The organism is Pleionea litopenaei (assembly GCF_031198435.1).
GTDB lineage: Bacteria > Pseudomonadota > Gammaproteobacteria > Enterobacterales > Kangiellaceae > Pleionea > Pleionea litopenaei.
Map to the genome: position 1 here is coordinate 1,291,733 of NZ_CP133548.1, position 24,823 is coordinate 1,316,555.

At 44.1% G+C, this 24,823-nt stretch carries 20 protein-coding genes and 1 tRNA gene; 6 read left to right on the forward strand and 15 right to left on the reverse strand.

Annotation, left to right across the window (positions count from 1 at the left end; all coding sequences use genetic code 11):
• Positions 1-131: 131 nt before the first annotated feature.
• From Q9312_RS05765 to Q9312_RS05780, 4 genes are all read right to left on the reverse strand, one after another.
• Entirely contained in the window at positions 132-893 is a 762-nt protein-coding gene (locus tag Q9312_RS05765; protein ID WP_309203634.1) for an SPRY domain-containing protein, read from the reverse strand.
• A gap of 1,932 nt (positions 894-2,825) precedes the next feature.
• Positions 2,826-2,912, reverse strand: a tRNA-Leu gene (locus Q9312_RS05770).
• Between the two features lie 188 nt (positions 2,913-3,100).
• On the reverse strand, positions 3,101-4,114 hold the full coding sequence (locus tag Q9312_RS05775) for an NAD-dependent epimerase (RefSeq protein WP_309203635.1): 1,014 nt from the start codon (positions 4,112-4,114) through the stop codon (positions 3,101-3,103).
• A gap of 28 nt (positions 4,115-4,142) precedes the next feature.
• On the reverse strand, positions 4,143-5,429 hold the full coding sequence (locus tag Q9312_RS05780; protein ID WP_309203636.1) for a nucleotide sugar dehydrogenase: 1,287 nt from the start codon (positions 5,427-5,429) through the stop codon (positions 4,143-4,145).
• A 134-nt stretch (positions 5,430-5,563) separates the two neighbouring features.
• Here Q9312_RS05780 and Q9312_RS05785 point away from each other — a divergent pair, with 134 nt between their 5' ends.
• Positions 5,564-6,058, forward strand: a complete 495-nt coding sequence (locus tag Q9312_RS05785; protein WP_309203637.1) for an RDD family protein — start codon at positions 5,564-5,566, stop codon at positions 6,056-6,058.
• A gap of 32 nt (positions 6,059-6,090) precedes the next feature.
• Here the strand turns inward: Q9312_RS05785 and lptG are convergent, their stop codons facing one another.
• A complete protein-coding gene (gene lptG / locus Q9312_RS05790) occupies positions 6,091-7,161 on the reverse strand; it encodes an LPS export ABC transporter permease LptG (protein ID WP_309203638.1) in 1,071 nt (356 codons plus the stop codon).
• Positions 7,158-8,372 carry an LPS export ABC transporter permease LptF gene (gene lptF / locus Q9312_RS05795; protein WP_309203639.1) on the reverse strand — a complete coding sequence of 405 codons (1,215 nt, stop codon included), beginning with the start codon at positions 8,370-8,372 and terminating at the stop codon, positions 7,158-7,160. The genes lptG and lptF overlap by 4 nt, the downstream gene beginning before the upstream one ends.
• Before the next feature lie 58 nt (positions 8,373-8,430).
• On the opposite strand from lptF, the gene pepA reads away from it, so the two are divergent.
• The 5 genes from pepA (at position 8,431) to Q9312_RS05820 (ending at position 14,403) form a co-directional block, all read left to right on the forward strand.
• A complete protein-coding gene (gene pepA / locus Q9312_RS05800) occupies positions 8,431-9,939 on the forward strand; it encodes a leucyl aminopeptidase (protein WP_309203640.1) in 1,509 nt (502 codons plus the stop codon).
• A gap of 11 nt (positions 9,940-9,950) precedes the next feature.
• Positions 9,951-10,382: a DNA polymerase III subunit chi gene (locus Q9312_RS05805; RefSeq protein WP_309203641.1), complete on the forward strand. Its 432-nt coding sequence runs from the start codon at positions 9,951-9,953 to the stop codon at positions 10,380-10,382.
• A gap of 156 nt (positions 10,383-10,538) precedes the next feature.
• The gene (locus tag Q9312_RS05810; RefSeq protein ID WP_309203642.1) at positions 10,539-13,370 is read left to right on the forward strand and encodes a valine--tRNA ligase; all 2,832 of its coding nucleotides are present in this window, start codon (positions 10,539-10,541) and stop codon (positions 13,368-13,370) included.
• A 62-nt stretch (positions 13,371-13,432) separates the two neighbouring features.
• A complete protein-coding gene (locus Q9312_RS05815; RefSeq protein WP_309203643.1) occupies positions 13,433-14,002 on the forward strand; it encodes a hypothetical protein in 570 nt (189 codons plus the stop codon).
• A 23-nt stretch (positions 14,003-14,025) separates the two neighbouring features.
• On the forward strand, positions 14,026-14,403 hold the full coding sequence (locus tag Q9312_RS05820; protein WP_309203644.1) for a VanZ family protein: 378 nt from the start codon (positions 14,026-14,028) through the stop codon (positions 14,401-14,403).
• On the opposite strand, the gene Q9312_RS05825 is transcribed toward Q9312_RS05820, so the two are convergent.
• The 9 genes from Q9312_RS05825 to Q9312_RS05865 form a co-directional block, all read right to left on the reverse strand.
• Complete coding sequence (locus Q9312_RS05825; protein WP_309203645.1) at positions 14,388-16,007, reverse strand: methyl-accepting chemotaxis protein; 1,620 nt, start codon at positions 16,005-16,007, stop codon at positions 14,388-14,390. The genes Q9312_RS05820 and Q9312_RS05825 overlap by 16 nt on opposite strands.
• 162 nt (positions 16,008-16,169) lie before the next feature.
• Positions 16,170-16,586 carry a type 2 periplasmic-binding domain-containing protein gene (locus Q9312_RS05830; RefSeq protein WP_309203646.1) on the reverse strand — a complete coding sequence of 139 codons (417 nt, stop codon included), beginning with the start codon at positions 16,584-16,586 and terminating at the stop codon, positions 16,170-16,172.
• A gap of 15 nt (positions 16,587-16,601) precedes the next feature.
• A complete protein-coding gene (locus tag Q9312_RS05835; protein WP_309203647.1) occupies positions 16,602-17,798 on the reverse strand; it encodes a hypothetical protein in 1,197 nt (398 codons plus the stop codon).
• A 183-nt stretch (positions 17,799-17,981) separates the two neighbouring features.
• A complete protein-coding gene (locus tag Q9312_RS05840; protein WP_309203648.1) occupies positions 17,982-18,485 on the reverse strand; it encodes a hypothetical protein in 504 nt (167 codons plus the stop codon).
• Between the two features lie 14 nt (positions 18,486-18,499).
• The gene (gene tfpB, locus Q9312_RS05845; protein WP_309203649.1) at positions 18,500-20,257 is read right to left on the reverse strand and encodes a type IV pilus assembly ATPase TfpB; all 1,758 of its coding nucleotides are present in this window, start codon (positions 20,255-20,257) and stop codon (positions 18,500-18,502) included.
• 117 nt (positions 20,258-20,374) lie between these two features.
• A complete protein-coding gene (locus Q9312_RS05850) occupies positions 20,375-21,172 on the reverse strand; it encodes a TatD family hydrolase (RefSeq protein WP_309204479.1) in 798 nt (265 codons plus the stop codon).
• Entirely contained in the window at positions 21,162-22,745 is a 1,584-nt protein-coding gene (gene prfC, locus Q9312_RS05855) for a peptide chain release factor 3 (RefSeq protein WP_309203650.1), read from the reverse strand. The genes Q9312_RS05850 and prfC overlap by 11 nt, the downstream gene beginning before the upstream one ends.
• A 150-nt stretch (positions 22,746-22,895) precedes the next feature.
• Positions 22,896-23,903 carry an AraC family transcriptional regulator gene (locus Q9312_RS05860; RefSeq protein ID WP_309203651.1) on the reverse strand — a complete coding sequence of 336 codons (1,008 nt, stop codon included), beginning with the start codon at positions 23,901-23,903 and terminating at the stop codon, positions 22,896-22,898.
• Positions 23,896-24,804 carry a GGDEF domain-containing protein gene (locus Q9312_RS05865; RefSeq protein ID WP_309203652.1) on the reverse strand — a complete coding sequence of 303 codons (909 nt, stop codon included), beginning with the start codon at positions 24,802-24,804 and terminating at the stop codon, positions 23,896-23,898. Before Q9312_RS05865 ends, Q9312_RS05860 begins: the two co-directional genes overlap by 8 nt.
• Positions 24,805-24,823 lie beyond the last annotated feature (19 nt).

The following is a 24,823-nucleotide window of genomic DNA, read 5'->3' on the forward strand; positions in this document are numbered from 1 at the left end:
TTAAAGTCGTTTATTTTCAGAGCCTTAGAACAAAATCTCTGCATAAAAATGTCAAAGGACACCTTTAAAGATTATCTATCTTTGATATTTCTATATCGACTTCACCAAAGAAAACTAAAGTAAAATCATAACTAATTCGTAATCGCCCAAAAGCCAAAGCCTCCTGGAGTCGGGTAAATAGCTTCATTAAAACTTGCAAGAGGAACTCTATCGTTAGCAGGAACAGAATTAAGGCTAACATAAATGACCGCGACACTCGCTGACGAGCTAGCTATCGGATTTGATCCAGTAATAGGATTCCCTTGCGACCAGACTCCGTTAATCGAAATCCAAATCTCATCTGCATCAAAGTCGATAGCATAGCCAATCACATCTCCTGTTGTATAAGAAGCTGATGGAAATAGTCCAACACCAGAGCCATTACTTGAAATAAATCCATTTGGACGATGTTGTAAATTACCTGAGGAAGATCCAACACCTTGTACTCTGATCCCCATTCCTAATGTATGCGAAGTGTCCGCTTCAAACAAAACTTCAATGTACCATTTTCCAGTACTTTTCGGGCTCAACGATTCAATAATAATATTGCTGGTCGATAAACCTTGATTGTCAGCCTCTGCTGTTCGATCATCATTTGTGAGGATAAGGTTAGAACCGCCATAAGAAGTTGCACTACATTTATTGGCATTGACTGGCTCAGTTGCAGGCTCTTGCTGAATAATATCACCCAAGATAGTACCCGCAGAGATAACATTCACGATACCTTCGGGATTGTAAACAGCCGCACTGGCTACGCTAACATCTCGATAATCAACCTCATTATCGACACCGTCGAGACTGGTATTGCCAAGCAGGGACTTATCTCCACACTTTGAAGTATTAGTTACAGTCAAAGTCTATCTATTAGACGACTTAAACCAAGTTATTCAAATTTATATATCAAAAAAATTAGTAATATTACTAAACACTTTTTTTGATCTATAAATCAAAAGCAAGCATCATTTACTCGTTTTCTTTTAAAAATATTTCCGCTATCATTCTAAAATATGAACCTAAGACTCTTCGGATGTATTTTAACTTGAAGGTGATATGATTCTTATATCTGTGAAATATGAGAGTCATCGGAGAAGATATTAATATGGATTTTTATCAAAAATTAAACGTCAATAAAATAAGAAGCAACAATGAAACCAAAAAACTTCATAAAACTTTGCTTTTCAATGTATTCTTCTGGGGTGGCCTAGCAATTGCTGCGATGGTTTCAATATTGATACTTTCTAATCAAGACCTAGCCTTTTGCTTCAATTCGGAGTGCTTTTCTTATTTCAAAAACATATTTAGCTTTCCTATTGAGAATCTATCTGCGACATTAATTATTGTCGGATTTTTAGCACTGTTAAATAAAAGCAATCAGACCTCTCATCAAATAGACATTTCGATAAATCAAAACATATTTAGAATTTCATCGACCATAAAGAGGAATTTTATAACACTCTAACAAGCCTAGAAAAAGACTATGATATTGAGTTTACAAACAAGACAATTCTATACAGAAGTATCTTTCCTGATAACAACACTCAAAATGTCGAATTTACGTCACAAGCTACCGAAGGTCATGCTCCAATTTTAAATTATATTGCAGATTTATTTAATACGGTGATTGACGACTATAATAATTATCATAAAAAACTTAAATTAAAACAAGAAATCAATACAGCGGACTTTATTAACTGGCTAGAATGTTTAGCTCTACTTTCAAAAACGCTTTTGATACAACCTAAGATCCCTCGAAAATTAAAACCAGAATTGCATAACATGCTACATCACGATCTTCACAAATATATTCCTCATAACATTTCCCAGTACTTATTTTCACTAGAGAATTCTCTTTGTGATATCATAAGATTCTGTTTTCCCTTGAAATCCGAAGAGTTTGTGATTAGACACCCTATTGCCTCGATTAAACTCGACAATTTATTCCCTGACTTCTAAACCACGGAATAAAGCTAGCCTCTGAAATAATTCCAAATATTAGAGCAAATCTGTTAAAGAAAGCTAGCTACTTCAACTGTTTCCCATTAAGCCACAAAACACTACAAACTACTAAGACACCGACAAGAACTATCAGATGTATTCCATAGCTGTCCATCAATATATCAAAGCTTTTCGTGCTAGGGTAAAGTTTCAAAGCACCTGTTAAAACTTTCATTTCTGGCTGGCACTACTGAACTACCTAACCATAAAAGATGGAATAGTGCTCATCCAATCTTTGTAATATCTCAAGATAACGCTCCTATTCGACAGATAACGAATCATTTAAAAGTTAAGTTATCTATTTTTCTTTCTGAGTACACAAAGTTGAAGTTCCAGCTGTCGAAGTAATATAAGTTACCGCGTTTGAAAAGGTGTTTGTGCCCCAAATGAAGCTATTTCTGAGGGCTGAAATAGAAAATCCGATATTATACGGACTTCAGAAGATTTGGCACCAGAGGATGTGCTCGATGGTCCGACATTTCGGCCGGCACACCGTGTGACGAATTTGAGTTCCGTGGAATAAACACAAAAAAGCCGACGGTTAAGTCGACTTTTTAAATATGGTACCAGAGGATGTGCTCGATGGTCCGACATTTCGGCCGGCACACCGCGTGACGAGTTTGAGTTCCGAGGAATAAGAACAAAAAAGCCGACGGTTAAGTCGGCTTTTTAAATATGGTACCAGAGGATGTGCTCGATGGTCCGACATTTCGGCCGGCACACCGCGTGACGAGTTTGAGTTCCGAGGAATAAGAACAAAAAAGCCGACGGTTAAGTCGGCTTTTTAAATATGGTACCAGAGGACGGACTCGAACCGTCACACCCGCAAAGGCGGGGGATTTTGAATCCCCTGTGTCTACCAATTCCACCACTCTGGCATTTTGCATTTACTACAGCCACTTGGTAGCGCTTGCGCTTGGCTGAAGCTCGCGATTACTCACGAGCGGGCAATTATAATCAATCGACTGACGAATGCAACACTCTTATGGCTGCAAGCGGCAACAATTTCGCAATCGTAGAAAACTTAGCCAGTTTTCTACGACCACCGCGCTTAATCCCCTAGCGATTAGGCGTTAAAGTACTCTCGATACCAGGCTACGAAATTCTCGATGCCCTGCTCCACCGACGTATTCGGCTTAAATCCGACGGCTTTTTCTAGCTCAGAAACGTCGGCACAGGTACTCGGAACATCACCGGGTTGAATCGGCATTAAGTTTTTAACAGCAGGCTTTCCAACCGCTTTTTCAATCGCGTTCACAAAATCCATAAGCTTCACCGGATTGTTGTTACCGATATTAAATACTCGATATTTGCAGAAACTGGTCGCTGGATCTGGATCGTCACCGGTCCACTCGGGGTTGCCCTCGGGCGGATGATCTAATACACGAACAATGCCTTCAACGATGTCGTCGATGTAGGTGAAATCTCGAATCATATCGCCATTGTTGTAAATATCGATACTGGTTCCTTCTAATATGCCTTTGGTAAACAAAAACAAGGCCATATCCGGACGTCCCCAAGGACCGTATACGGTAAAGAATCGTAGCCCGGTTGTTTTCATACCATAAAGGTTGGAGTAGGTATGAGACATTAATTCATTGGCTTTTTTGCTCGCCGCATACAATGAAACAGGATGGTCAACATTGTGATGTTCAGAGAATGGTTGCAGAGTGTTGGCGCCATAGACCGAACTTGAAGACGCATACACTAAATGATTCACGTTATTGTGACGACAGCCCTCTAATATATTGAGGTGCCCAACTATGTTTGCTTCCATGTAAACATGAGGGTTTTCAATTGAGTAACGAACTCCAGCTTGAGCCGCTAAATGGACCACATCATCAAACTTTTCAGCGGCAAATAACTCTGCCATGGGCTCTTTATGCGACACATCCATCTTTTGAAAAGAAAAGCCTTCTCTCGCTTTCAGACGATCCAGCCGCGCTAACTTCAGATTAACATCGTAGTAGTCATTTAAATTATCGATGCCAACAACGGTGTCGCCACGATCCAACAAATAATGACTAACGTGTGAACCGATAAAGCCAGCGGCACCGGTTACTAAAACTTTTCTACTCATAATTCTGTCTCAACTTTCTTGTACCGTATTAAATTCGCGATAAGTGAAACTCTGATTGAGCAAAAGCTTCACGATCTAAAATACCTTTCACATCAAACACATGAGCTCCTGAACTAAGCCTATCAGAAAAGTCTTTTAGTTCCCAACCACAGTACTCTCGGTGAGCAACGGCAACAATCATGAGGTCGATATTTACTAATTCAGCACAATCTGCAAGTTCAACTTGGTATTCATGTAGCGCTTCCGTTTTTGATGCCATTGGATCATGAACGATCGGCTCAACTCCGAACGAGCGTAACTCATCGATGATGTCTATAACTTTCGAGTTTCTTAAATCCGGACAGTTTTCTTTGAAGGTCAAACCTAACACTGCGACCTTAGCTTTAGAGACATCTTTACCGGCCCTTATTAATTTTTTAACCGCATTTTGTACGATCACCTTGCCCATATCATCATTGATCTTACGACCCGCCAAAATTACTTCAGGGTGATGTCCAATTAACTCAGCCTTGTGAGTTAAATAATAGGGATCGACACCGATACAGTGACCACCCACTAGGCCCGGACGAAAAGGTAAGAAATTCCATTTAGTTCCGGCTGCCTCGAGTACATCGAGTGTATCAATATTCATTTTTTGGAAAATCAACGAGAGCTCATTCATCAAAGCAATATTCAAATCACGTTGCGTGTTTTCGATGACTTTAGCCGCTTCAGCAACTTTTATTGAGCTTGCTTTGTAAACACCGGCAGTCACCACGCTCTCATAAACAGCAGCAACAATGTCTAACGTTGCCGCATCTTGCCCGGATACAATTTTAGTGATTTTGGTGAAGGTATGCTCTTTATCACCCGGGTTGATTCGTTCGGGTGAATAACCCACGGTAAAATCAACGCCGCAGCGTAATCCTGACTCGGCTTCTAAAATGGGCACGCAATCTTCTTCGGTAGCGCCCGGATACACCGTCGACTCAAAGACTACAATGTCGCCTTTTTTCAACGCTCGTCCAACGGTTTTCGAGGCCGAAAGCATTGGACGCAAGTCTGGTTTACGCGCTTCATTAATCGGTGTTGGAACGGCTACAATATGAAAATCTGCTTGACGCAAAACATCAACAGAATCGGTAAACACAATCGAAGTTTGTTTCAATTCTGTCGGTTCGACTTCAAGAGTTTTATCGATACCCTCTTGAAGCTCGGCAATTCGTTGGGGGTCAATATCGAAACCAATGACTGGCTGTTGATGGCCGAAGGCTACCGCTACAGGTAATCCAACATAGCCTAACCCGATAACACTCACTTTCCTTTTATGCTGCATTGTCCTTTCTCTTAATATCGAGTAGTCACGACTATCGTGACTATTTGCAAAAGCGCATTGTACCACGACATAGATTCATTTTAAGTATTTTGCTACTCTTCGCACCAGAATTAATTACTGAAAAGTATACTGCTATGAGTCAACACGCTGAGACCTCAACCATAACCGTAAAACCTGCTTCACCGTGGAAGCGACTATTCGCTTGGGTTTACGATTGGCTACCAGCGGCAGGCGTATTTGTACTAACCTTTGCCATCGGCTTAGGGGTCGCCAACCTAGTATTCATCGATATGCCAGCGGCAGAGGTTTCAGATCTGGTTCGAGACCACCCGCTTTGGATTGCCTATCTAATTTTAGGGGTCACCAGCTATTATCTCTACTGCTGGATAAAAGGTGGTCAAACGGTCGGCATGCGTACCTGGCGAATTAAGCTCGTTAAGGCAAACGGAGATAACCTGTCTCTGACTGATTCTCTCATCCGAGCTTTTCTATCCTGCGGAGGCCTGGCTAATTTCTGGTCGCTTATTGATGATGAGTATCGCGGCTGGCACGACATTGCAGTCAACGCTTTTGTGGTTCAATTGCCGAAAACAGCCCCGACGAAAGAGCAGCAAAAGCCTCTCATTTAAAACACTATCAAGGGTTCGGGTATGAATGATAATCAGCTAGCACGTCGCAATAGCCAAAAAGCCAGCCCCGCAAATAGCACCGCCGGAATTAATGCGCCAAACAACGGCGGTAGCTGATAAACCAAACTGATCGGGCCAAAGAAGTTGTTAACAATATGAAACCCGAAACCGACCACAATGCCTGACATAAGTCGTGCGCCCATGCTGACCGAGCGCATCGGCCCGAAAACAAATGAGCTCGCTAATACGATCATCACGATGAGCGCGAAGGGTTGGGTGATTTTTTTCCAATACTCGAGTTGATAACGCCGACTATCAAGAAGGTTATTGTCTAAATAGGCTTGGTATTCTTTTAATCCCTGCAGGTTCAGCATTTCAGGTTCAATTTGCAGCACTTGAATGTGTTGCGGGCTTAGCTCTCCTTGCCAACTCAAGGTTGTTGTTCGCTCAAACTCAACACGTTCGTCGCTCGGTGTCGCTATCGATACATTCTCTAACACCCAACGACCGTCCGAGAAATGGGCTTTATCGGCAGAAATCTGCTGCACTAATTGAGCCTGTTCATTAAAGCGCAAGATAGTAAGTTTGCGTAATTCATCGCTGCGTAAAATACTGCCAATATTAATAAAGTCACTGCCGCTTCGCGCCCATACGCCGCGTTGTGATTGTTGCAACTGATTATCGCTGAGCGCAGCCGCTCGTTTACTCGTTGCTAATTGACTGGTTTGTGGTGCCAACCACTCCCCAGAAACAAAAACAACTATCATCAACAAAACGGTTGCTTTGACAGCACTGCCAACAATTCGTAATGTCTTAATGCCTGCGGCACGCATAACCGTCAGTTCATTTTGTTGCGCCAGTGTTCCTAACGCTGAAAGCCCACCGATCAACACGCCCATGGGAAAAAACTCATAAATTCGCGATGGCACAAGAAGTAGTGCATAGTAAAGCGCATCAACAAACTGATAATGCCCTTCGCCAATTTTTGACGCTTCGTCGAGCAATGTGAACAGAGTTCTTAGCCCAACTAAAACCAACAAAGTAAACAGCACGCTGAGCAACACTTGGCGACCGATGTAGCGGTCAAGAATGGTTAACTTCACGACGACGCCCTCACTTTTGATTTCCCTACTCGGCGATGGCTGTGTCGATAAAGCCACAGAGCATATCCAAAATAAGCCGCATGTATTGGCCACATGCCTACTGCGCCGGGCAACTTTCGGTCTTCAATTAAACCTTTCACCAGCAACAGCAAAACCGTGTAGCTCATGTAGACCAAAAGAGCCGGAAACATCTTGGCGTACTTACCCTGGCGAGGCTCTACTCGCGCAAGCGGTACTGACATCAGAAGCAATAATGTAACACTGATAGGAACACTCAAGCGCCAATGAAGTTCGGCCCAAGTCTCGGCATTGAGGTCCGATAATAAGTCGATGGTTGAAACCGAACGCAATTTAACCTTGCGCTCGCGCGCGAGGGAAGGCGACATAGCCATTTGATAGTCGCCAAAGGCCGTGACTTGCCAGTCAGCCGATGATTCAGAGAAGCGATACATCTCACCGTCACGAAGTGACAAAATGGGCTGCTCAAGTTCCGTATCGATAAAAGCATTTTGCGTCGATAAGATTTGCCAATAAGGTTGCTCATCAGTGGGCAGCTGAGCATATAGCAATTGCGATAGAACGCCCTTATCGGACGCAGACGCGTACAATACAGCACTGCCATCACTGGTCATTTGAAATTTGCCTGGAGTTAACAAAGACAGTTCTGATTGTTTATCCTGTTCGCTCAGAAGCGACTGCTGCTTTTGTGCCGACCACGGCGTAACCACTAGGGTAAATAACGCCGCTATAATAGATAAGCCTATCGCCAAAGGCAGTAATAATTTGACCAACTGCCGGTCACCAACACCGACACTTTTCATCACGGTCAATTCGTGATCGACATAGAGCTGGCCGAAAGCCAACAACACTCCGAGAAACAACGCAAGGGGCAGTAAGAAGCCAAGCAAAGGTGGCATTTGTAAGCCGACCATCCAGAACAACAGGTCAGGCCCAATTTTGCCATCCACCACCTCGCCCAGATAGCGCACCATTTGTTGACTTAAAAAAATCAACATCAAAACCACCAAAATAGCCAGTGCGGAGGAAATAACCTCTTTCTGTAAATAGCGTTTTAGGCGCACAGAGGCCCCCCAAAACTTATACTTTTGATGATTTTTTCGCTCATCTGGTTTAAACTCGTCGTTTTTACAGGTTTCTAATCGAGAATCGCGGCCAATATACCACGAACGCTCGACGATAATCAGTCTCAAACGTAAAAAACCATTAACTCAAGTTTGAGATGAACCAACCCATTAGTCAGGAGTCATTATGGAATTTCACGTTAAAAGCGGGAGTCCGGAGAAACAACGCAGTGCCTGCATTGTCATCGGTGTTTTCGAACCACGAAAACTAAGCCCAGTTGGCGAGCAACTCGATCAAGTCAGTGACGGTTACATCAGTAACATTCTTCGTCGCGGTGATCTCGAAGGCAAACCCGGTCAAGTGCTGTTACTTCATAATGTACCCAATACACTGTGTGATCGTGTGCTGTTAATTGGCTGTGGTAAAGAACGTGATTTTGGCGAGTCACAGTACAAAAAGATCATTACTAAAGCGATTGCCACGCTCAACGATACCGGATCGATGGAGGCCGTGTGCTTCTTAAGCGAATTAAACGTTCGCGGGCGCGATACCCATTGGAAAGTCAAACACGCCGTTGAAACGACTCAAAACGCTCTGTACACCTTCGATCAATTAAAATCTAAGACTGACACTGCGCGTCGTCCGCTACGAAAATTAGTGTTCAATGTCACCACGCGCCGAGACCTAACCATTGGTGAGCAAGCTATTGCAGAAGGCTTGGCGGTCGCAGAAGGGGTAAAATTGGCGAAAGATTTAGCCAATATGCCACCTAATATTTGCCATCCAACGTACCTTGCCGAACAAGCTCAAGCGATTGCTGACGAACACGATAAAGTCACCTGTGAAGTGCTTGAAGAGAGCGACATGCTCGAGTTGGGCATGGGCGCTTTTATGGCGGTTGCTCAAGGTTCAGCAGAACCGGCAAAATTGATTACCCTACACTACCAAGGAGCTAGCGATGACCAAAACCCGATCACTCTGGTTGGCAAAGGGTTAACTTTTGACAGTGGTGGTATTTCAATTAAGCCATCAGAGGCGATGGATGAAATGAAATACGATATGGGCGGAGCTGCCGGTGTCATCGGTGCGTTTCTCGCCGTCGTGAAATTACAGCTGCCGGTTAACGTGGTGATGGCCATTGCCGCCGCAGAGAACATGCCGGGCGGCCACGCGTGTCGACCAGGCGATGTCGTGACCTCCATGAGCGGTCAAACCATTGAGATTTTGAATACCGATGCAGAAGGACGATTGGTCTTGTGTGACACGCTCTCGTACGTTGAAAAGTTTAACCCTGACGTGGTGATCGACGTTGCGACCCTCACTGGCGCGTGCGTCATTGCTTTAGGGGCTCATGCAACGGGCTTGTTAAGCAATCACAACCCTCTCGCCCACGATCTCCTTAACGCTGGTGAAACAGCCGACGATCGCGCATGGCGCTTACCGCTTTGGGATGAATACCAAGAGCAACTGAATACCAATTTCGCCGACATGGCCAACATTGGTGGTCGTCCAGCGGGCACCATAACGGCCGCTTGCTTCTTATCGCGTTTCACTAAGAAGTACCAATGGGCGCATTTAGACATCGCGGGTACGGCGTGGCGAGGCGGCAAAGACAAAGGCGCAACCGGTCGCCCAGTCTCAATGCTTACTCAATACATCATCGACCGAGCCAATGCCCGAGCTAACAAAGAGTAATCACCAAGCTTATGACTCAAGTAGAGTTTTATATTATGGAAGACGAAAGGCCGCGCGCGGCTTTTCGTCACTCCGTAGCGTTAATTCAAAAAGCGTTTCAAAGCAATCGCAAAGTATTTATTCACACCGAATCTAAACGCGATGCCGAGGCGATGGATGAAATTCTTTGGACTCAAGATCCGAGCAGTTTTCTGCCGCACACACTGCACGGCGATGCTCCGGGCATTAACGCACCTATAGAAATCGGCTATGGCGAACTCCCCTCTTTACGTCCAGACATACTGATTAACTTGACCTCTGAAGTTCCCCATTTTCACGGTCAATTTGAACGGTTAATTGAATTTGTCTGCGGCGACGAAGAACGGAAAGAAAAAGCGCGCGAGCGCTTCAAATTCTATCGCGACCGCGGTTACCCTCTTCAGCACTACAAAGTCGAATCGTAACGCCTTCTCTCCGTTCGACAGGCTTGAATAGATTGGCCGGCTTTAAAATCACGGCTTTTTTCGTAAATATGGCGGCAAACACTGGCGAGTAATGGCTTGAGCCCTTAGAATAACCGCCCCAAACCTATAACCTCATTTGAATAAAAGACAGGCATTATGGACAAGGCATATAACCCAGCTGATATCGAACAAAAGTGGTACTCTGAGTGGGAGCAAAAGAATTACTTTGCCCCTTCTGGTACAGGCGATCCCTATTGCATTTTGATCCCACCACCGAACGTTACTGGTAGCTTGCATATGGGCCATGCCTTTCAGCATACCATCATGGATACGCTTACCCGTTACCATCGAATGAAAGGTGATAATACACTTTGGCAAGTAGGTACTGACCATGCGGGTATTGCCACCCAAATGGTGGTTGAGCGAAATTTAGAGCGCGATGGCATTAGTCGACAAGACTTAGGTCGAGAAGCCTTTGTTGAAAAAGTATGGGAATGGAAAGAACATTCAGGCGGAACCATTACCCAGCAAATGCGTCGCCTAGGTAACTCAACCGATTGGTCTCGAGAAGCCTTCACGATGGACGATAACTGTTCGAATGCCGTTCAAGAAGTCTTTATTCAACTGTATCAAGAAGGCATTATTTATCGCGGTAAACGTTTGGTGAATTGGGACCCTAAGTTTCATACCGCGATTTCAGATTTAGAAGTAGAAAACGTCGAAGAAAAAGGCTTTCTGTGGCATTTTCGTTACCCGCTCGCCAATGGCGCGACGACCCATGATGGTAAAGACTATTTAGTGGTTGCGACCACACGCCCTGAAACCATGCTCGGCGACACGGCCGTTGCCGTTCACCCAGACGATGAGCGCTACCAAGATCTGATTGGCAAAACCGTGATGCTGCCCTTGGTTAACCGTGAAATACCTATTGTGGCCGACGACTATGTTGATCGCGAATTTGGTACCGGGTGCGTTAAAATTACACCGGCTCACGACTTTAACGATTACGAAGTCGGCAAGCGTCACAGCACGCCGTTAATTAATATCTTTAGTGCCGACGCTTCAATTTTAGAAGCCGCCGAAGCCTTCGACTTTAAGGGACAAATTCGAACCGACATCAACCTTACATTACCTGAAGGCTACGCCGGACTCGACCGCTTCGATGCACGTAAAAAGGTCGTCGCTGATTTTGAGTCACTCGGGCTACTCGAAGAAATTAAAGACCATACTTTACAAGTTCCACGCGGCGATCGCAGTAATACTGTGGTTGAGCCTTATCTAACCGATCAATGGTACGTTGCTGTTGAGTCACTTGCCAAACCTGCGATTGAAGCCGTTGAAAGTGGCGAGATTAAATTCGTTCCTGAAAACTGGAACAAAACCTACTTCCAATGGATGTATAACATTCAAGACTGGTGTATCAGTCGTCAGCTATGGTGGGGTCACCGAATTCCAGCTTGGTACGATCAAAACGGCAACGTTTATGTTGGTCGTGACGAGGAAGACGTACGAAGTCGTCATCAACTCGATAAGAGCATAGAGTTAACGCAAGACGATGATGTTCTCGATACTTGGTTTTCATCGGCGCTTTGGCCATTTGCAACGCTTGGATGGCCCGAAAATACCGATGAATTAAAAACCTTTGTTCCCTCTTCAGTTTTGGTTACCGGCTTTGACATTATTTTCTTTTGGGTTGCCCGAATGATTATGATGACGAAAAAGTTCATCGGAAAAGTTCCCTTTAAAGAAATCTATATCACCGGACTCATTCGCGATGAACAAGGTCAAAAAATGTCGAAGTCAAAAGGCAACGTACTCGATCCGATTGACCTTATTGATGGCATAGACGTTGATGGTTTAGTCGCAAAACGAACCACTGGATTAATGAACCCCAAAGAAGCTGAAAAAATTGCGAAAAGAACTCGTAAACAGTTCGGTGAAGGAATTGAGGCTTATGGTACCGATGCTTTGCGGTTTACCTTCTGTGCCCTCGCCTCGACCAGTCGTGATATCAATTTTGATTTAGGTCGCGTCGAAGGTTACCGTAATTTCTGCAATAAAATTTGGAACGCTGCCCGCTACGTATTGATGAATACTGAGGGTCAAGATTGCGGAGTCAGCGGAGAACTAGACTTAAGTTTAGCTGATCGCTGGATCTGGTCTCGATTACAAGACACCATTGCTACCTTTGAGTCTCAAATCGCTAAATATCGATTCGATCTCGCGGCGAACGCTGTGTATGAATTTATCTGGGATGAATACTGTTCGTGGTACCTAGAACTATCAAAACCTGTGTTAACGGGTGACGAATACTCAGACGCACAAAAACGAGGCACTCGCCATACATTGATCAATGTACTTGAACAGGTCACCCGCTTAATTCACCCTGTCATGCCGTTTATCAGTGAAGAAATCTGGCAAAAAGTTGCGCCTATGGCAGGTATTGAAGCGGCAACTATTATGACGCAGCCCTTCCCTGTTTACTCAAACGATCGGGTTGACCCATCGGCCAATGATGATATTCATTGGTTAAAACAAGTGGTTGTTGGGGTACGAAACATTCGTGGCGAAATGAACATTTCTCCGGCGAAATCGGTTCCTTTGCTCATTGCCAACGGCAGTGAGCAAGACCAGAGCAGACTGGAACAAAATAAACCGGTTTTGAGCAGCTTGGCAAAACTAGAGTCGATTGTTTGGCTTAACCAAGGCGATGAGAAACCCATGTCTTCTACTTCGCTAGTAGACCAGATGGAACTCTTGATCCCCATGGCTGGTCTAATCGATGTTACTGCCGAACAAACTCGCTTAAGTAAAGAGCTAGACAAGCTTGAGAAAGACATTCAGCGAATCGATGGAAAGCTTTCTAATGCCAGCTTTGTTGATAAAGCACCCGCTGCGGTCGTTGAAAAAGAGCGCGCTAAAAAGCACGAAATAGAGCAGGCTAAAAATAAACTTGAACAGCAACTTGAACAACTAAAAGCCTTATAAAATGCATAGACCCGTGTACGGCGAAAGGTTACTCGGGTCTAATTTACATTGGGCGTTCAACCATGATTAAGCCATTACCGGTCAATGTTTTTTTAACTATGCTCTGCGTATTAATTGCCAGTCAATGGCTCTATGCGCAAGAGCCTGCTCGACCTGAAAAACATTCATCAAACGACTCGCGCAAGGTTGAAGCGCCAAAAAACACAGCCCCAAAAAAAGCAGCTCGAGAAACAGTAGCTCAAGATGCATTAGGTCAAGAGACATTAGATCAAGAAACATTAGTTCAAGAAACAAGCACTCGCATTATTGACTCACATCGGCAAGTACAACGTTGTGTCTTGTTGAAATTAAACCAACAAATAAAAGTGAGTTTTTCTAGCAGCGAACCCTTGGAGTTTTTTGTCGAGCTACGTTCTGTCGATCAACGTTCTGTCGCTCAACAAAACAGTGAAAACTCAACAAGGGTTATCGGCAAGCAACTAACTCACAAAATGAAGGGATTAGTGGTCACCGCAAAAAGCTCGGGCCAATACTGCTTTATATGGCGAAACCCTCAAGATAAAGGCGTAAAAATAACAACGTCCTATCATCGTGATGACAAACTACCGTCTGCTGAAGTTATCCAGCAGTAACACAGAATTTGAAGGAATAAACCATGTCGATTTTTAACTATTTACCTAAAATCGGACATCCATTTTGGAAAGTCAGCGCGATAATCTCTTGTGTGATCTTGCTCTACTTAACGCTCACACCGTCGGTGGGTATCGTTATCAACGTGAGTCATATCGATAAGCTCTATCACTTTATTGCCTTCGCTGGTGTTACCTTTTTATTAATGTCGGCTTTCGTTCAAATTAATCGCTGGATGATTGGCTTTCTTATGCTGGCACTAGGGTTACTGATTGAAATTATTCAGTACCAAATTCCTGGGAGAGATTTCAGTGGGTTAGATTGGCTTGCCGATGCGTTCGGCACTTTTGTCGTTCTAATGATTTTTCAAAAGCGCCGAGTGGAACCTCAAACTTTAAACTGAGCAACAACCTGTTCTAACTCAGTTGCCATATGCTGCAACTGCTCACTTGCTTGATTTAATCGGTCGGCTCTTTCCGATGCCGACTCAGTTCGTTCGTGTATATCGGTCATTCTTTTAACAATAATTGATGCGACACTTTGCTGTTCGTCCGTCGACCGAGCAATTTCCATATTCATAGAATTGATTCGGTTAATGGTTTCAGAAATGGTCGACAAACTTTCGCCAGCTTCTCCGGCACTCGAAACACTTTGTTCAGCTTGTTGAGTGCTTGAAGACATAACACCAACTGCTGATCGCGCCGCCGATTGCAGTTTTTCAATAATCTTATGAATTTCTTCAGTCGACTCTTGAGTACGCGACGCTAAACTTCGAACTTCATCCGCGACCACAGCAAAACCGCGTCCTTGCTCGCCAGCTCGTGCCGCTTCAATGGCGGCGTTTAAAGCGAGAAGATTCGTTTGCTCGGCAATTCCTTTAATAACATCCAACACCATACTGACACTATTGCTGTCGGACTCTAATTGTGAAATAACTTCCGACGCTTCGGTAATATTATGCGCTAAAGAATTAATCGACTGCACGGTACGCTCCACCACTTTGCGCCCTTTATCGGTCTCATCGTTAGCCATTTGTGCTGCTTCAGCTGCGTCTGCTGCGTTATTAGCCACTCGGCTAACGCTCACATTCATATCGTCCACTGCTCGTTTAGTTTGGTCGGCGCTGTCGCGCTGAGTCGCGTTACCCTGTTGAGCTTCTTCAGACAATTGAGTTAACGAATGGACTAACTCGGCAACCGGCGCGGTAGAGCCTACTACTTGCTTAATAACTTCTTGCAACTTTTCGATAAAGCTATTAAACCAAAAGACTAATTCGCCAATCTCATCTTTACTTTCTGTGCGCAAGCGAACCGTTAAATCGCCGTCTTCTTGAGCAATATCTTTAAGCGATGCGATCACTCGGTTCATATTGGTACGAATTGCAGAAGAGATTGGAATAGAAACACCGAATAAAACGACGATGGTAATTCCGCCAACAATAAAACCCACGGTTACCATATTAGCTGCCTGAGAGTTGGCCAGTTCAATCGAGTTTTTAAAGGTTGCATCCAATTGATTTCGAAAACGGGTTAATTGACTATGGGCTTGATCGTAGGTTTTATTAAGTCGTTCGGTTCTATCGCCCAACGTCGAAAAATCGGCAGTGCCACTCATCATCTCTGTTGAAATTTGATAAGCATCTCTAAAATAACTTTGAAATCCATCACTAATCGTACGGATTTCTTGTGAATACAATGAATCAATATTTTGAATATCACGAAAATGTGTCGCAAGATTATCAGCTCGCTGTTTAGCAAGCTGCAAAGTGTCGTCATCGCCCGTAGTCACTGCGGCAGACAAAGTTTCTTTTACTCGTTCAAACTCCACCAAAGCCTTATCGGCCAATTGAAGTGCAGGAAAATGATTGTCTCTTGCCGTTTCAAGAAGTTGTTGGTTATGAAGTGCGGTATTGGTCGAAACCAACATATAGGCAAGAAAGCTAATAGCTCCCAGAGAGGGAATTAACAAAATCTTCTGACGAAGACCAAGTTTACGAAAAAAGTTCATAGACGACCCTAATATTTAAAGCAACGTGCATGTTCAAATCATGCACCAATTATCGCTAAATTTGGGTACTACAGTAATTGAAACATCTTTCAGTCGCTTGAAGCTCTCCGAACCAAGTTTTCCTTGGTTCGGAGCGTGCTACCTTAATTGCAAGCTTTATGATTAAAACTTTGCAATAACCTTAACACTGGCGTCGACTTTAGATGCATCAACATAACCAATAAGACTCGGATTTCCCGCAACAAGCTTTAGCATTTCTTCTGCGCTGCCCGCGTCTTGTGGAGGTGTACCCTTCCCAGTAAATACAAGTTTAGACCAATATGCTTTAAGTTGACTGGCTGACTTACTTAAAACTTTCTGATTAAACTCATCCGTCGTTGCATGACCTTCTGGCATATTCACAGGAACGGCAGACTCTCCATTCGGGAAGCTTTTCATTTTTCCTAAAAACATACGAGTTAAGTCGGTTTCAGTTAAGGTACTATTATTCGAAGGATGAACAATAATCGCGACTTCTGCCTGAGCAACTACCGAAAGCGATAGAGCTACTGTGGCTAGAAAACTTTTTAATAATTTCATTTCGTCACCCTCCCCTTAAAAGACCAAAGACACGCCAGTAGTGATCAAATCGTATGACTCTCCGGTCAAATTGTTGTCAATACGGGAAATGTCGAGCTTAAACGCTGCTGAACGATGAAAATCATATCGCCAGCCTATGGTCATGGTTTCGGAATCTTCGCGAAATGCTTCAGCAACACCTGCGATGGCTGTTGCCAAGGCTCCAGGAATAGCGGCGCCACCGGTAATTTCGTCAACGGTGCGAGGATCCGCATCTTCGAATTCATAGGTAAAATGAAATACCGAAGTATCGGTGTTGAATCCAATGGTCCAATACGCTGAATCAGTTTCTTCAGGAATCAAACTGTCGTCACCAGAGAAACGAGCGTACTCAACTTCGGTAAACCAATTTTCCCCAGAGTAACGCAAACCAATGTTACCGAAGCTTACATCATTCTCAACAGCTAACATCGCATCTAAAAACTGAGGCGCTTGCAGTGCGATTTGTTGAGCAAAGTCATCGGTCGGTAAGCCCAGCGTACAATCACCACAGAAGGTGTAACCTAAACGGAAAGACCAAGTAAAGTCAGTCAATGACCATACAAAGCTGGTATTGTTGCGACCATCGGAATCACGACGATCAAAACCATCGACTTCGCCATCAAAAATATCTTGTGCAGGGTCGACTTCAAAAGCCATCTCTTCATTTAATCGCCCAACAACAAATTGCAAGCTGCTGTCAAAGCTACCAATGGTTGAGTTGTAGGTGTAAGCAATACCTTCTTGGTTATTCAAAGGTAAGTCATAAACCGACGCAGGAGGTGTCATCCAGTGATACGCATAACCAACTTCTAAAAACTCCGAATATTTATAAAACGGAATACGTACACGGCCAAATTGAATCGATGAGTTATCAGATAACTCATAGTTCATGTAAGCCCAGGTAAACTCGGCATCCCAATCGTCACGTCCACGTGCAACCATTTGCACGGTTGCCGATAGGCCATCGCTCAGGTCACTGGTGAACTGAACGCCAAACAGCGAGTCACGATCAAAGGCAAAGTCCTCATCGTATCCACGAACCGTACTATCATCATCCAAAGTCGTACCAGCAACAATGTTGGCAAAACCTTGAACTTGAATATCGGCCCAAAGAGGTGACGAGCACATCAACAAGCTTCCGGCGACTAGCCGAAGTCCTGTTGCTCGAGAAAAGGGGAATTTAGCAGTCATGCTATAGCTCCTATTATTTTGGTGGTTGTTTTCCACATTATCTCATACTATTCCTTTGGATAAGCGTAGAAGAGATAATTTTTTTTGCAAAACAACTGCTTAAATAATTGAGCTAAAGCAATAAATGAATGTTTTTTATCTAATATACAAATAAAAATAACAAGCTTTTAGTCTAACCCGTTATTAAATATCCGCTGAATTGGCATCAAGTTGGCACTGTTGATTCGAGCAGTGAAAGACCGGTTTGGGTGTCACCATACAGATTCCCATAGTGCCTTGTTCTTTTTGAATGCTCTCTTTTAGGGACCGGTACAGTTTTGCTTTTGCTTTTAGCACACCAGCATCCGTTGACAGCTTCGAGTAAACTCGATATTCATCAGGGCCACCACATGGTTTGTGACCTACGGCCAACAGCGCGCAATCATCATTGCTAGCACACGACTGAGTCGAAACAAGCGAACCAATTTCACGCAACAAGGTCGCTGCGTATTCTTGTTTTTGTTCTATGGTTTCTAAGCCAGCGGCGACGGGTTCAGCGCCTTCATTTTGCGCAATTTGTGCGACCGTCTGATCGTCTGCTTTACCTTCAGCAGAACTTTGGCAGCCTGCTAGGCTGGTTAATGCCACAACACCGGTTAATGTCACAACGCTGATTAAGCCAAAATTGTTAAGCCAATTTTTTGACATATTTACTTCTCCGATTAAGATTCCATTTCTGGCGATGCGACCCGCAATACCTCTTCGATGGTGGTCACCCCTTGCGCGACTTTCATTGCTCCACTGATCCTTAATAAGTTCATGCCATCTTTTAAGCCTTGCTCGCGTAATGGCCGAACTTCACATTTCGCATGAATCAATTTTTTTACATTCGCATTAACATTAAGTAATTCATAGATGCCCTGACGACCAAGGTAACCGGTACCACGGCATGCGCGACACCCAACCGGTTGAAACACCTGTTTCGGCGTTGATAGAGGAAAAGGATCAACTAAGTGTTTCCAAGCTTTCTCATTGGTCGGTTGCGCCTCTTTACAGTCAGGACATAACACCCTGACCAAACGCTGAGCCATGACGCCTAATAATGTTGCATTAACCAGAAAAGGCTCAACGCCTAAGTCAATCAAACGTGTGATTGCTGAAGAGGCATCGTTGGTGTGCAGTGTCGAAATAACTAAGTGCCCAGTGAGAGATGCTTGCACAGCCATATCGGCAGTTTCTTTATCACGGATCTCACCAATCATTATTATATCGGGATCTTGGCGAAGCAGCGCTCTCACTCCAGACGCAAAATCAACATCAATATCATGATGAACTTGCATTTGATTTAAATTCGGGTCAATCATCTCGATCGGATCTTCTATGGTACACACATTCACTTCTGGCCGAGCCAATAACTTTAATGTGGTATACAGCGTTGTTGTTTTACCACTTCCGGTGGGGCCGGTCACCAACATGATGCCATTGGGTTGATTGACCATCGACAACCACTTTGACTCAATATTGGCATCGAGACCAAGCGATTCAAAATCACGATTAAGCACGCCAGGATCAAAAATACGTGCCACCAACTTCTCTCCGAACGCTGTTGGCAAAGTTGAAATTCGAAGTTCTACCTCTTGCCCATCCGTCGCTTTGGTTTTAATCCGTCCATCCAGTGGTTTACGCCGTTCTGCGACATCCATTCTTCCCATTATTTTAAAGCGAGCCAGTACAGCGTTGGTAATGCCGGCAGGAAACTCATACACTTTGTGTAAAACACCATCGATGCGAAAGCGAACATTACCTTTCTCACGTCGCGGTTCAATATGAATGTCACTGGCTCTCTGTGCGTAGGCGTATTGCAATAGCCAATCAACAATTTGAATAATGTGTTGATCATTGGCATCAATCTCACCGGCTTTGCCTAATTCAACTAAGGCTTCTAGATTTCCTGTTCCGAGCTCTTGATATTTCTCACTTGCAGCCCCCTTAATGGAGTGAGAGAGCGCGTAAAAATCTTGCTGGAATTTACGAATGGCAACAGGACTGGCAAAGACTCTTCGAACTTCTTTGCGTAAAATATGTTCCAACCCCGATACCCAGGCTTGTACGTCAGGCTCTGAGGTAGCTACCGTTACTTTGTTCGCATCAACGGAATAAGCAATGATATTGTGACGTTGCGCAAAGGCTTTCGACATAACCGCGGTGATAGCGTCAACATCGAGTTTCAATGGATCAAGCTCGACATAGTCCATTCCAACGCGCATCGCATACCATTGAGCTAGCGTTTCATCGTCGAGTATCGCCTTCGGGTTTGAGGCATGTTTAATCTTAAACGGAGCAATCCCTTCGATTGGATGTTTATCACCCAAAGACCGCAATTTCACTCTTAACTTGTCGAAGGTTTCTTTGTTGATCAAACCGTCTTCAAGCATTGCTTCTAAAAACCTAATTGTGATAATGCGTTTGTCTTGCGTCATTCCAGTCCTAACCTTTCCTATGTGGCGCTGTCTCGCATCCTACGAGATAACGCCTGAAATTGCTAATACTTGCCGCTCGATACTAGTGACAGTTCACACTGTCAGGTCTGCTGTGGATTAATCGGGGAGCTTAAATACCTGCTTGGCGTTTAAGGTTGTTTGCTGGGCGATTTGTGCCGGCGTCTCGTTTCGAATAGAGCACAGAGCCTTAAAGTTATCAAAAATATGCACCGGGGTATTGCGAGGTCCTTTACAGGTCGCCGGAGGCATATCAGGAGCATCCGTTTCCATCACAATTTGCTCCAGAGGAAGCGCTTGAACCATCGCTCGTATCTTCACCGCGCGATGAAAGGTAATTGCCCCTCCTACGCCCAGCTTAAACCCATGCTGTTCGTAGCGCTTGGCTTGATTTAAATCACCATTAAACGCGTGAATGACTCCGCCGTGATTAAAGTTGAGAATACGTAGTTGTTTTAATACATCTTCATGCGCTCGACGCGAATGAATAATCACGGGTAACCCTGCATCTTTCGCCATATGTAATTGATGATGGAAAAACTTTTCTTGTAAGGCTTGATCCGCTCGACCATTTTGAAAATCTAACCCGATTTCACCCACCGCGACAAGTGGGCCGACCGATAAGGCTAATTCTAGATCATGCAGATGCTGCTCAGTATGCTCATGTATAAACATAGGGTGTAATCCCAGAGCACTATGAACGCCATCCATCAAAGCCGATAACTGGCGAATGAAGCGCCAGCCTTCTCGTTTGACTCCAGGAATGATAATTCCATCAAGCCCATTGGCTTGAGCGACAGCAACGAGTTTTTTACGATCAACATCGAACTCAGGAAAGTCTAAATGACAGTGAGTATCGATTAAGTGAAGCTTTTTATTAGAATCATTAGTGTTCACGGGTTTCAAAAAACTCCACTTCAGGAAAACGTTCTTTGGTTAAGTTTAAATTGACCATAGTCGGTGCTAAATAGGTTAGGTTATCGCCGCCGTCTAAAGCTAGGTTTTCACCGGCTTTATTTTTTAGTTTTTCAATAATTTTATCATCATCGCAACCGACCCAGCGCGCCGTGGCAACCGCTACGGGCTCGTAGATACATTCTACTTTATATTCCGCTTTTAGCCGATGTGCAACTACATCAAACTGTAGCACACCCACCGCACCCAAGATGAGATCGTTTGAGTTCAATGGTCGAAAGACTTGCGTTGCCCCTTCTTCAGACAATTGAATTAACCCTTTTTGCAACGCTTTATTCTTTAACGGATCTTTCAATCTAACACGCCGGAATAATTCTGGAGCAAAGTTAGGGATCCCGGTGAACTTTAACTCTTCCCCTTGGGTAAAGGTATCACCGATTTGCAAGTTTCCATGATTGTGCAATCCAATAATGTCTCCGGCATAGGCGACCTCTAAATGCTCTCGCTCGCCAGCGATAAAGTTGACAGCATTTGAAATCTGTTGATCACGTTTGAGACGGACATGATGCATTTTCATGCCTTTCACATAATGCCCAGAACATACGCGCAAGAAAGCAATTCGATCTCGATGTTGCGGATCCATATTGGCTTGGATTTTAAAAACAAAGCCAGAAAACTTATCTTCGCTCGCATCGACTTCTCGCGTTTGTGTCGCGCGAGGTAACGGCGCAGGTGCCCACTCGACAAATTTGTCTAGCATTTGTGAAACACCAAAATTACCCAGTGCGGTGCCAAAAAACACAGGCGTTAGACGACCCGCAAGAAACTCTTCCATATTGAACTCATGGCTTGCACCGAGAACCAGCTCAAGTTCTTCTTTTAAATCATCCAGCAGGCCTCCAAGAGCCGCCTCGGCTTCTGGGTTATCGATGCCTTGAATGATTCTTTGCTCTTGAATGGTATGCCCAAGACCTGACTGATATAAATGAATGGTGTCATCAAGAAGATGGTAAACCCCTTTAAACGACTTACCCATTCCAATTGGCCATGTCACTGGGGCACAATGAATTTTGAGAACATCTTCGACCTCATCTAATAGCTCAATCGGATCGCGAATATCACGGTCTAGCTTATTCATAAAGGTCACGATGGGTGTATCACGCAGTCGACACACTTCCATTAACTTGATGGTTCGATCTTCAACCCCTTTGCTGGAATCGATGACCATCAAAGCTGAGTCAACAGCGGTTAAAGTACGATAGGTATCTTCCGAGAAGTCTTCGTGTCCTGGCGTATCTAAAAGATTAACAATACGTCCATTGTAGGGAAACTGCATGACGGAGGTAGTGACGGATATGCCACGCTGCTTTTCTAACTCCATCCAGTCGGAAGTTGCGTGCTTAGACGCCTTACGGCCTTTTACCGTTCCTGCTTCTTGGATCAGTTTTCCGTGCAGCAGTAACTTTTCGGTGATGGTGGTTTTACCAGCATCAGGATGGGAGATGATAGCGAAAGTACGTCTTTTCGCGATTTCTTGTTGAACAGTATTGGCCATAAATTAATCAGTCGACAGGGTTATAAGCTTGCAAACGCAAGATTATACAATAATATTCAGTCGCATCTGAACTCAATATCTGAGAAATAAGGACTTATTATCTGGCCGTCGTCTGACCGCCGGACTAAAGGGAAGCCTTTAAGGGGCTAACTAGGTCCAAGACACCAATAATTGTTTAATTTGACTCGGTGTATAGCCGGTCCAACGTTTGACCGCTCGCCGAAAATTAGTCACGTCGGAATATTGCAAGTACTCTGCCACTTGCTCATTGCTATAGCCAGGTTGCTGCAACCAATGTAAGGCCTGATGTTTACGCACAGTGTCATGCAGTCCTTGAAAGGATAAACCATAGTCGCTCAATTTGCGCTTAACCGTTGCTTTACTCATTCCAAGTAAATCAGCAACTTGTTCTAGGTTGCTGAAGCGCTCATTCCGAATTAGCTGCATGATCAACTGCGGTGTCGTGGGTAATCCATCATCGCACTTTTGATACTCGCTGATCACTCGACGAGCGCGCCATGTATTTCCTTCAGAGAACTTAAAGTTAAGCCATTTCTTTTCAAAAACAACACTAAACGCAGGCTGATTAAACTGCAAGCGAGTTCCGAGCCGCTGCTCATACTCCATCACATTTTTTGGGCGGGCGTGAGAAAAGTTAAACCAAGATTTAACCCAGTGCCCAGTCAAACGCTTGAGTGTATGTGCTAACAAATAGCTTTGAAACTCTGCCATGAACTGAGAATGTGCACTTGGTATATCAAACATTGGAGAGTAATAAACTTCTACTCTTTGTGCTGTAATAAAGCTTTGAGCCAACATCAGAGGTGAATAACGAAAGCAGTGTGCATTTAAAATACGTAATGCTTGCCCCAAACGGTTCGAATTAGACAGTGCAGCCAAGAGATTGGCCTGCTCATACAACAAATGCTCGGCCAAAATAAATGCCGAGTCAGGCTCAGGCCGAAGTTGCGAGATGGTTTTAAACAGGCGCCGTTGTTGCTCAAAACTAATCGCTAATTGACTATTGTGTAAATCAATAGGCTCTAGCCCCGTACCATGTAACAACCGACGTCTAGACAGACTAAATCGCTCACAAAAGGCGACCGAGGCCAATAAAGCTGGCGTTAAAGATTGACTTTTATGCCTCGAATTAAGCAATGCGAAGCTCTCTCTGTGAAGCAGTCTTTAATCGCTCAAATCTTTCCGTGATGTTAAAAAATAATGATTCAACCGTATCCGAATCAGAGCATTGCACAAGAACACAAGACACGGTTTGTTGCTTAACCGTCTGCTGTTGCTGTGACTTAAAGGATAAGTTAGCAATAGCCGCTTCAATTTGTTGAAGTTGTGCCTCTGCGTCTTCAATAGAAATGGATGGTAGGTATATAATAAATCGATCTCCAGCATAACGGCAAACCAAGTCATTCAAACGGCTATTCATTAAAATCAGCTCTGCGATATTCCGTAAAAACCGATCACCATCAATGTAACCATTATGCTGATTGAACGTTCCGAAGTCGTTAAGATCAAGAGCCGCCAAACAAAAGTCACATTGCCTCTGCTCGAGCTGATGTTTAATAAAGTCATGCATATACACGCCTCTATACAAGCCTGTAATAGGATCGATTGCAGAGTACTCTCTAACACCGTATTCGCGCTTACGTAACACTTCATTAATCGACATTTGCTCACGATGCCAGTGATACAGTCCATAAGAAAGTAACAATAGACCGACAGGAGCTGGCAACGATTCAAACCAAGAAAGAAAATTACTCGATGACACGCGAACAAATTCGTCGCATAAATCAAACAAGGAGGATGTCAAGAAAGCGAGCAGACCTAGTACTAGGTAGTTAGTTACAGTGCCGGCTGGTCGAGAAACTAATATTGCAACCAGCCAACTTAGCGTCATCAAAAAAATCCCACCTTCGCCTAACACATCCAACCATTTGATTTCACTCATGGTTTTTAAAGTCCCGGCCTCAATAGCCACTAAAATGGATATGGATATAACGACGATCACGAGTGATTTCAAAAAATAGCGAGAAAATGAAAACATGACTTATCTCGATGGTTGG

Bases quoted from the DNA above. Each gene is read 5' to 3' on its own strand.
- Q9312_RS05775 (WP_309203635.1), bottom strand. From the start codon at position 4,114: ATGAGTAGAAAAGTTTTAGTAACCGGTGCCGCTGGCTTTATCGGTTCA.
- Q9312_RS05780 (WP_309203636.1), bottom strand. From the start codon at position 5,429: ATGCAGCATAAAAGGAAAGTGAGTGTTATCGGGTTAGGCTATGTTGGA.
- Q9312_RS05785 (WP_309203637.1), top strand. From the start codon at position 5,564: ATGAGTCAACACGCTGAGACCTCAACCATAACCGTAAAACCTGCTTCA.
- pepA (WP_309203640.1), top strand. From the start codon at position 8,431: ATGGAATTTCACGTTAAAAGCGGGAGTCCGGAGAAACAACGCAGTGCC.
- Q9312_RS05805 (WP_309203641.1), top strand. From the start codon at position 9,951: ATGACTCAAGTAGAGTTTTATATTATGGAAGACGAAAGGCCGCGCGCG.
- Q9312_RS05810 (WP_309203642.1), top strand. From the start codon at position 10,539: ATGGACAAGGCATATAACCCAGCTGATATCGAACAAAAGTGGTACTCT.
- Q9312_RS05815 (WP_309203643.1), top strand. From the start codon at position 13,433: ATGATTAAGCCATTACCGGTCAATGTTTTTTTAACTATGCTCTGCGTA.
- Q9312_RS05820 (WP_309203644.1), top strand. From the start codon at position 14,026: ATGTCGATTTTTAACTATTTACCTAAAATCGGACATCCATTTTGGAAA.
- Q9312_RS05825 (WP_309203645.1), bottom strand. From the start codon at position 16,007: ATGAACTTTTTTCGTAAACTTGGTCTTCGTCAGAAGATTTTGTTAATT.
- Q9312_RS05830 (WP_309203646.1), bottom strand. From the start codon at position 16,586: ATGAAATTATTAAAAAGTTTTCTAGCCACAGTAGCTCTATCGCTTTCG.
- Q9312_RS05835 (WP_309203647.1), bottom strand. From the start codon at position 17,798: ATGACTGCTAAATTCCCCTTTTCTCGAGCAACAGGACTTCGGCTAGTC.
- Q9312_RS05840 (WP_309203648.1), bottom strand. From the start codon at position 18,485: ATGTCAAAAAATTGGCTTAACAATTTTGGCTTAATCAGCGTTGTGACA.
- tfpB (WP_309203649.1), bottom strand. From the start codon at position 20,257: ATGACGCAAGACAAACGCATTATCACAATTAGGTTTTTAGAAGCAATG.
- prfC (WP_309203650.1), bottom strand. From the start codon at position 22,745: ATGGCCAATACTGTTCAACAAGAAATCGCGAAAAGACGTACTTTCGCT.
- Q9312_RS05865 (WP_309203652.1), bottom strand. From the start codon at position 24,804: ATGTTTTCATTTTCTCGCTATTTTTTGAAATCACTCGTGATCGTCGTT.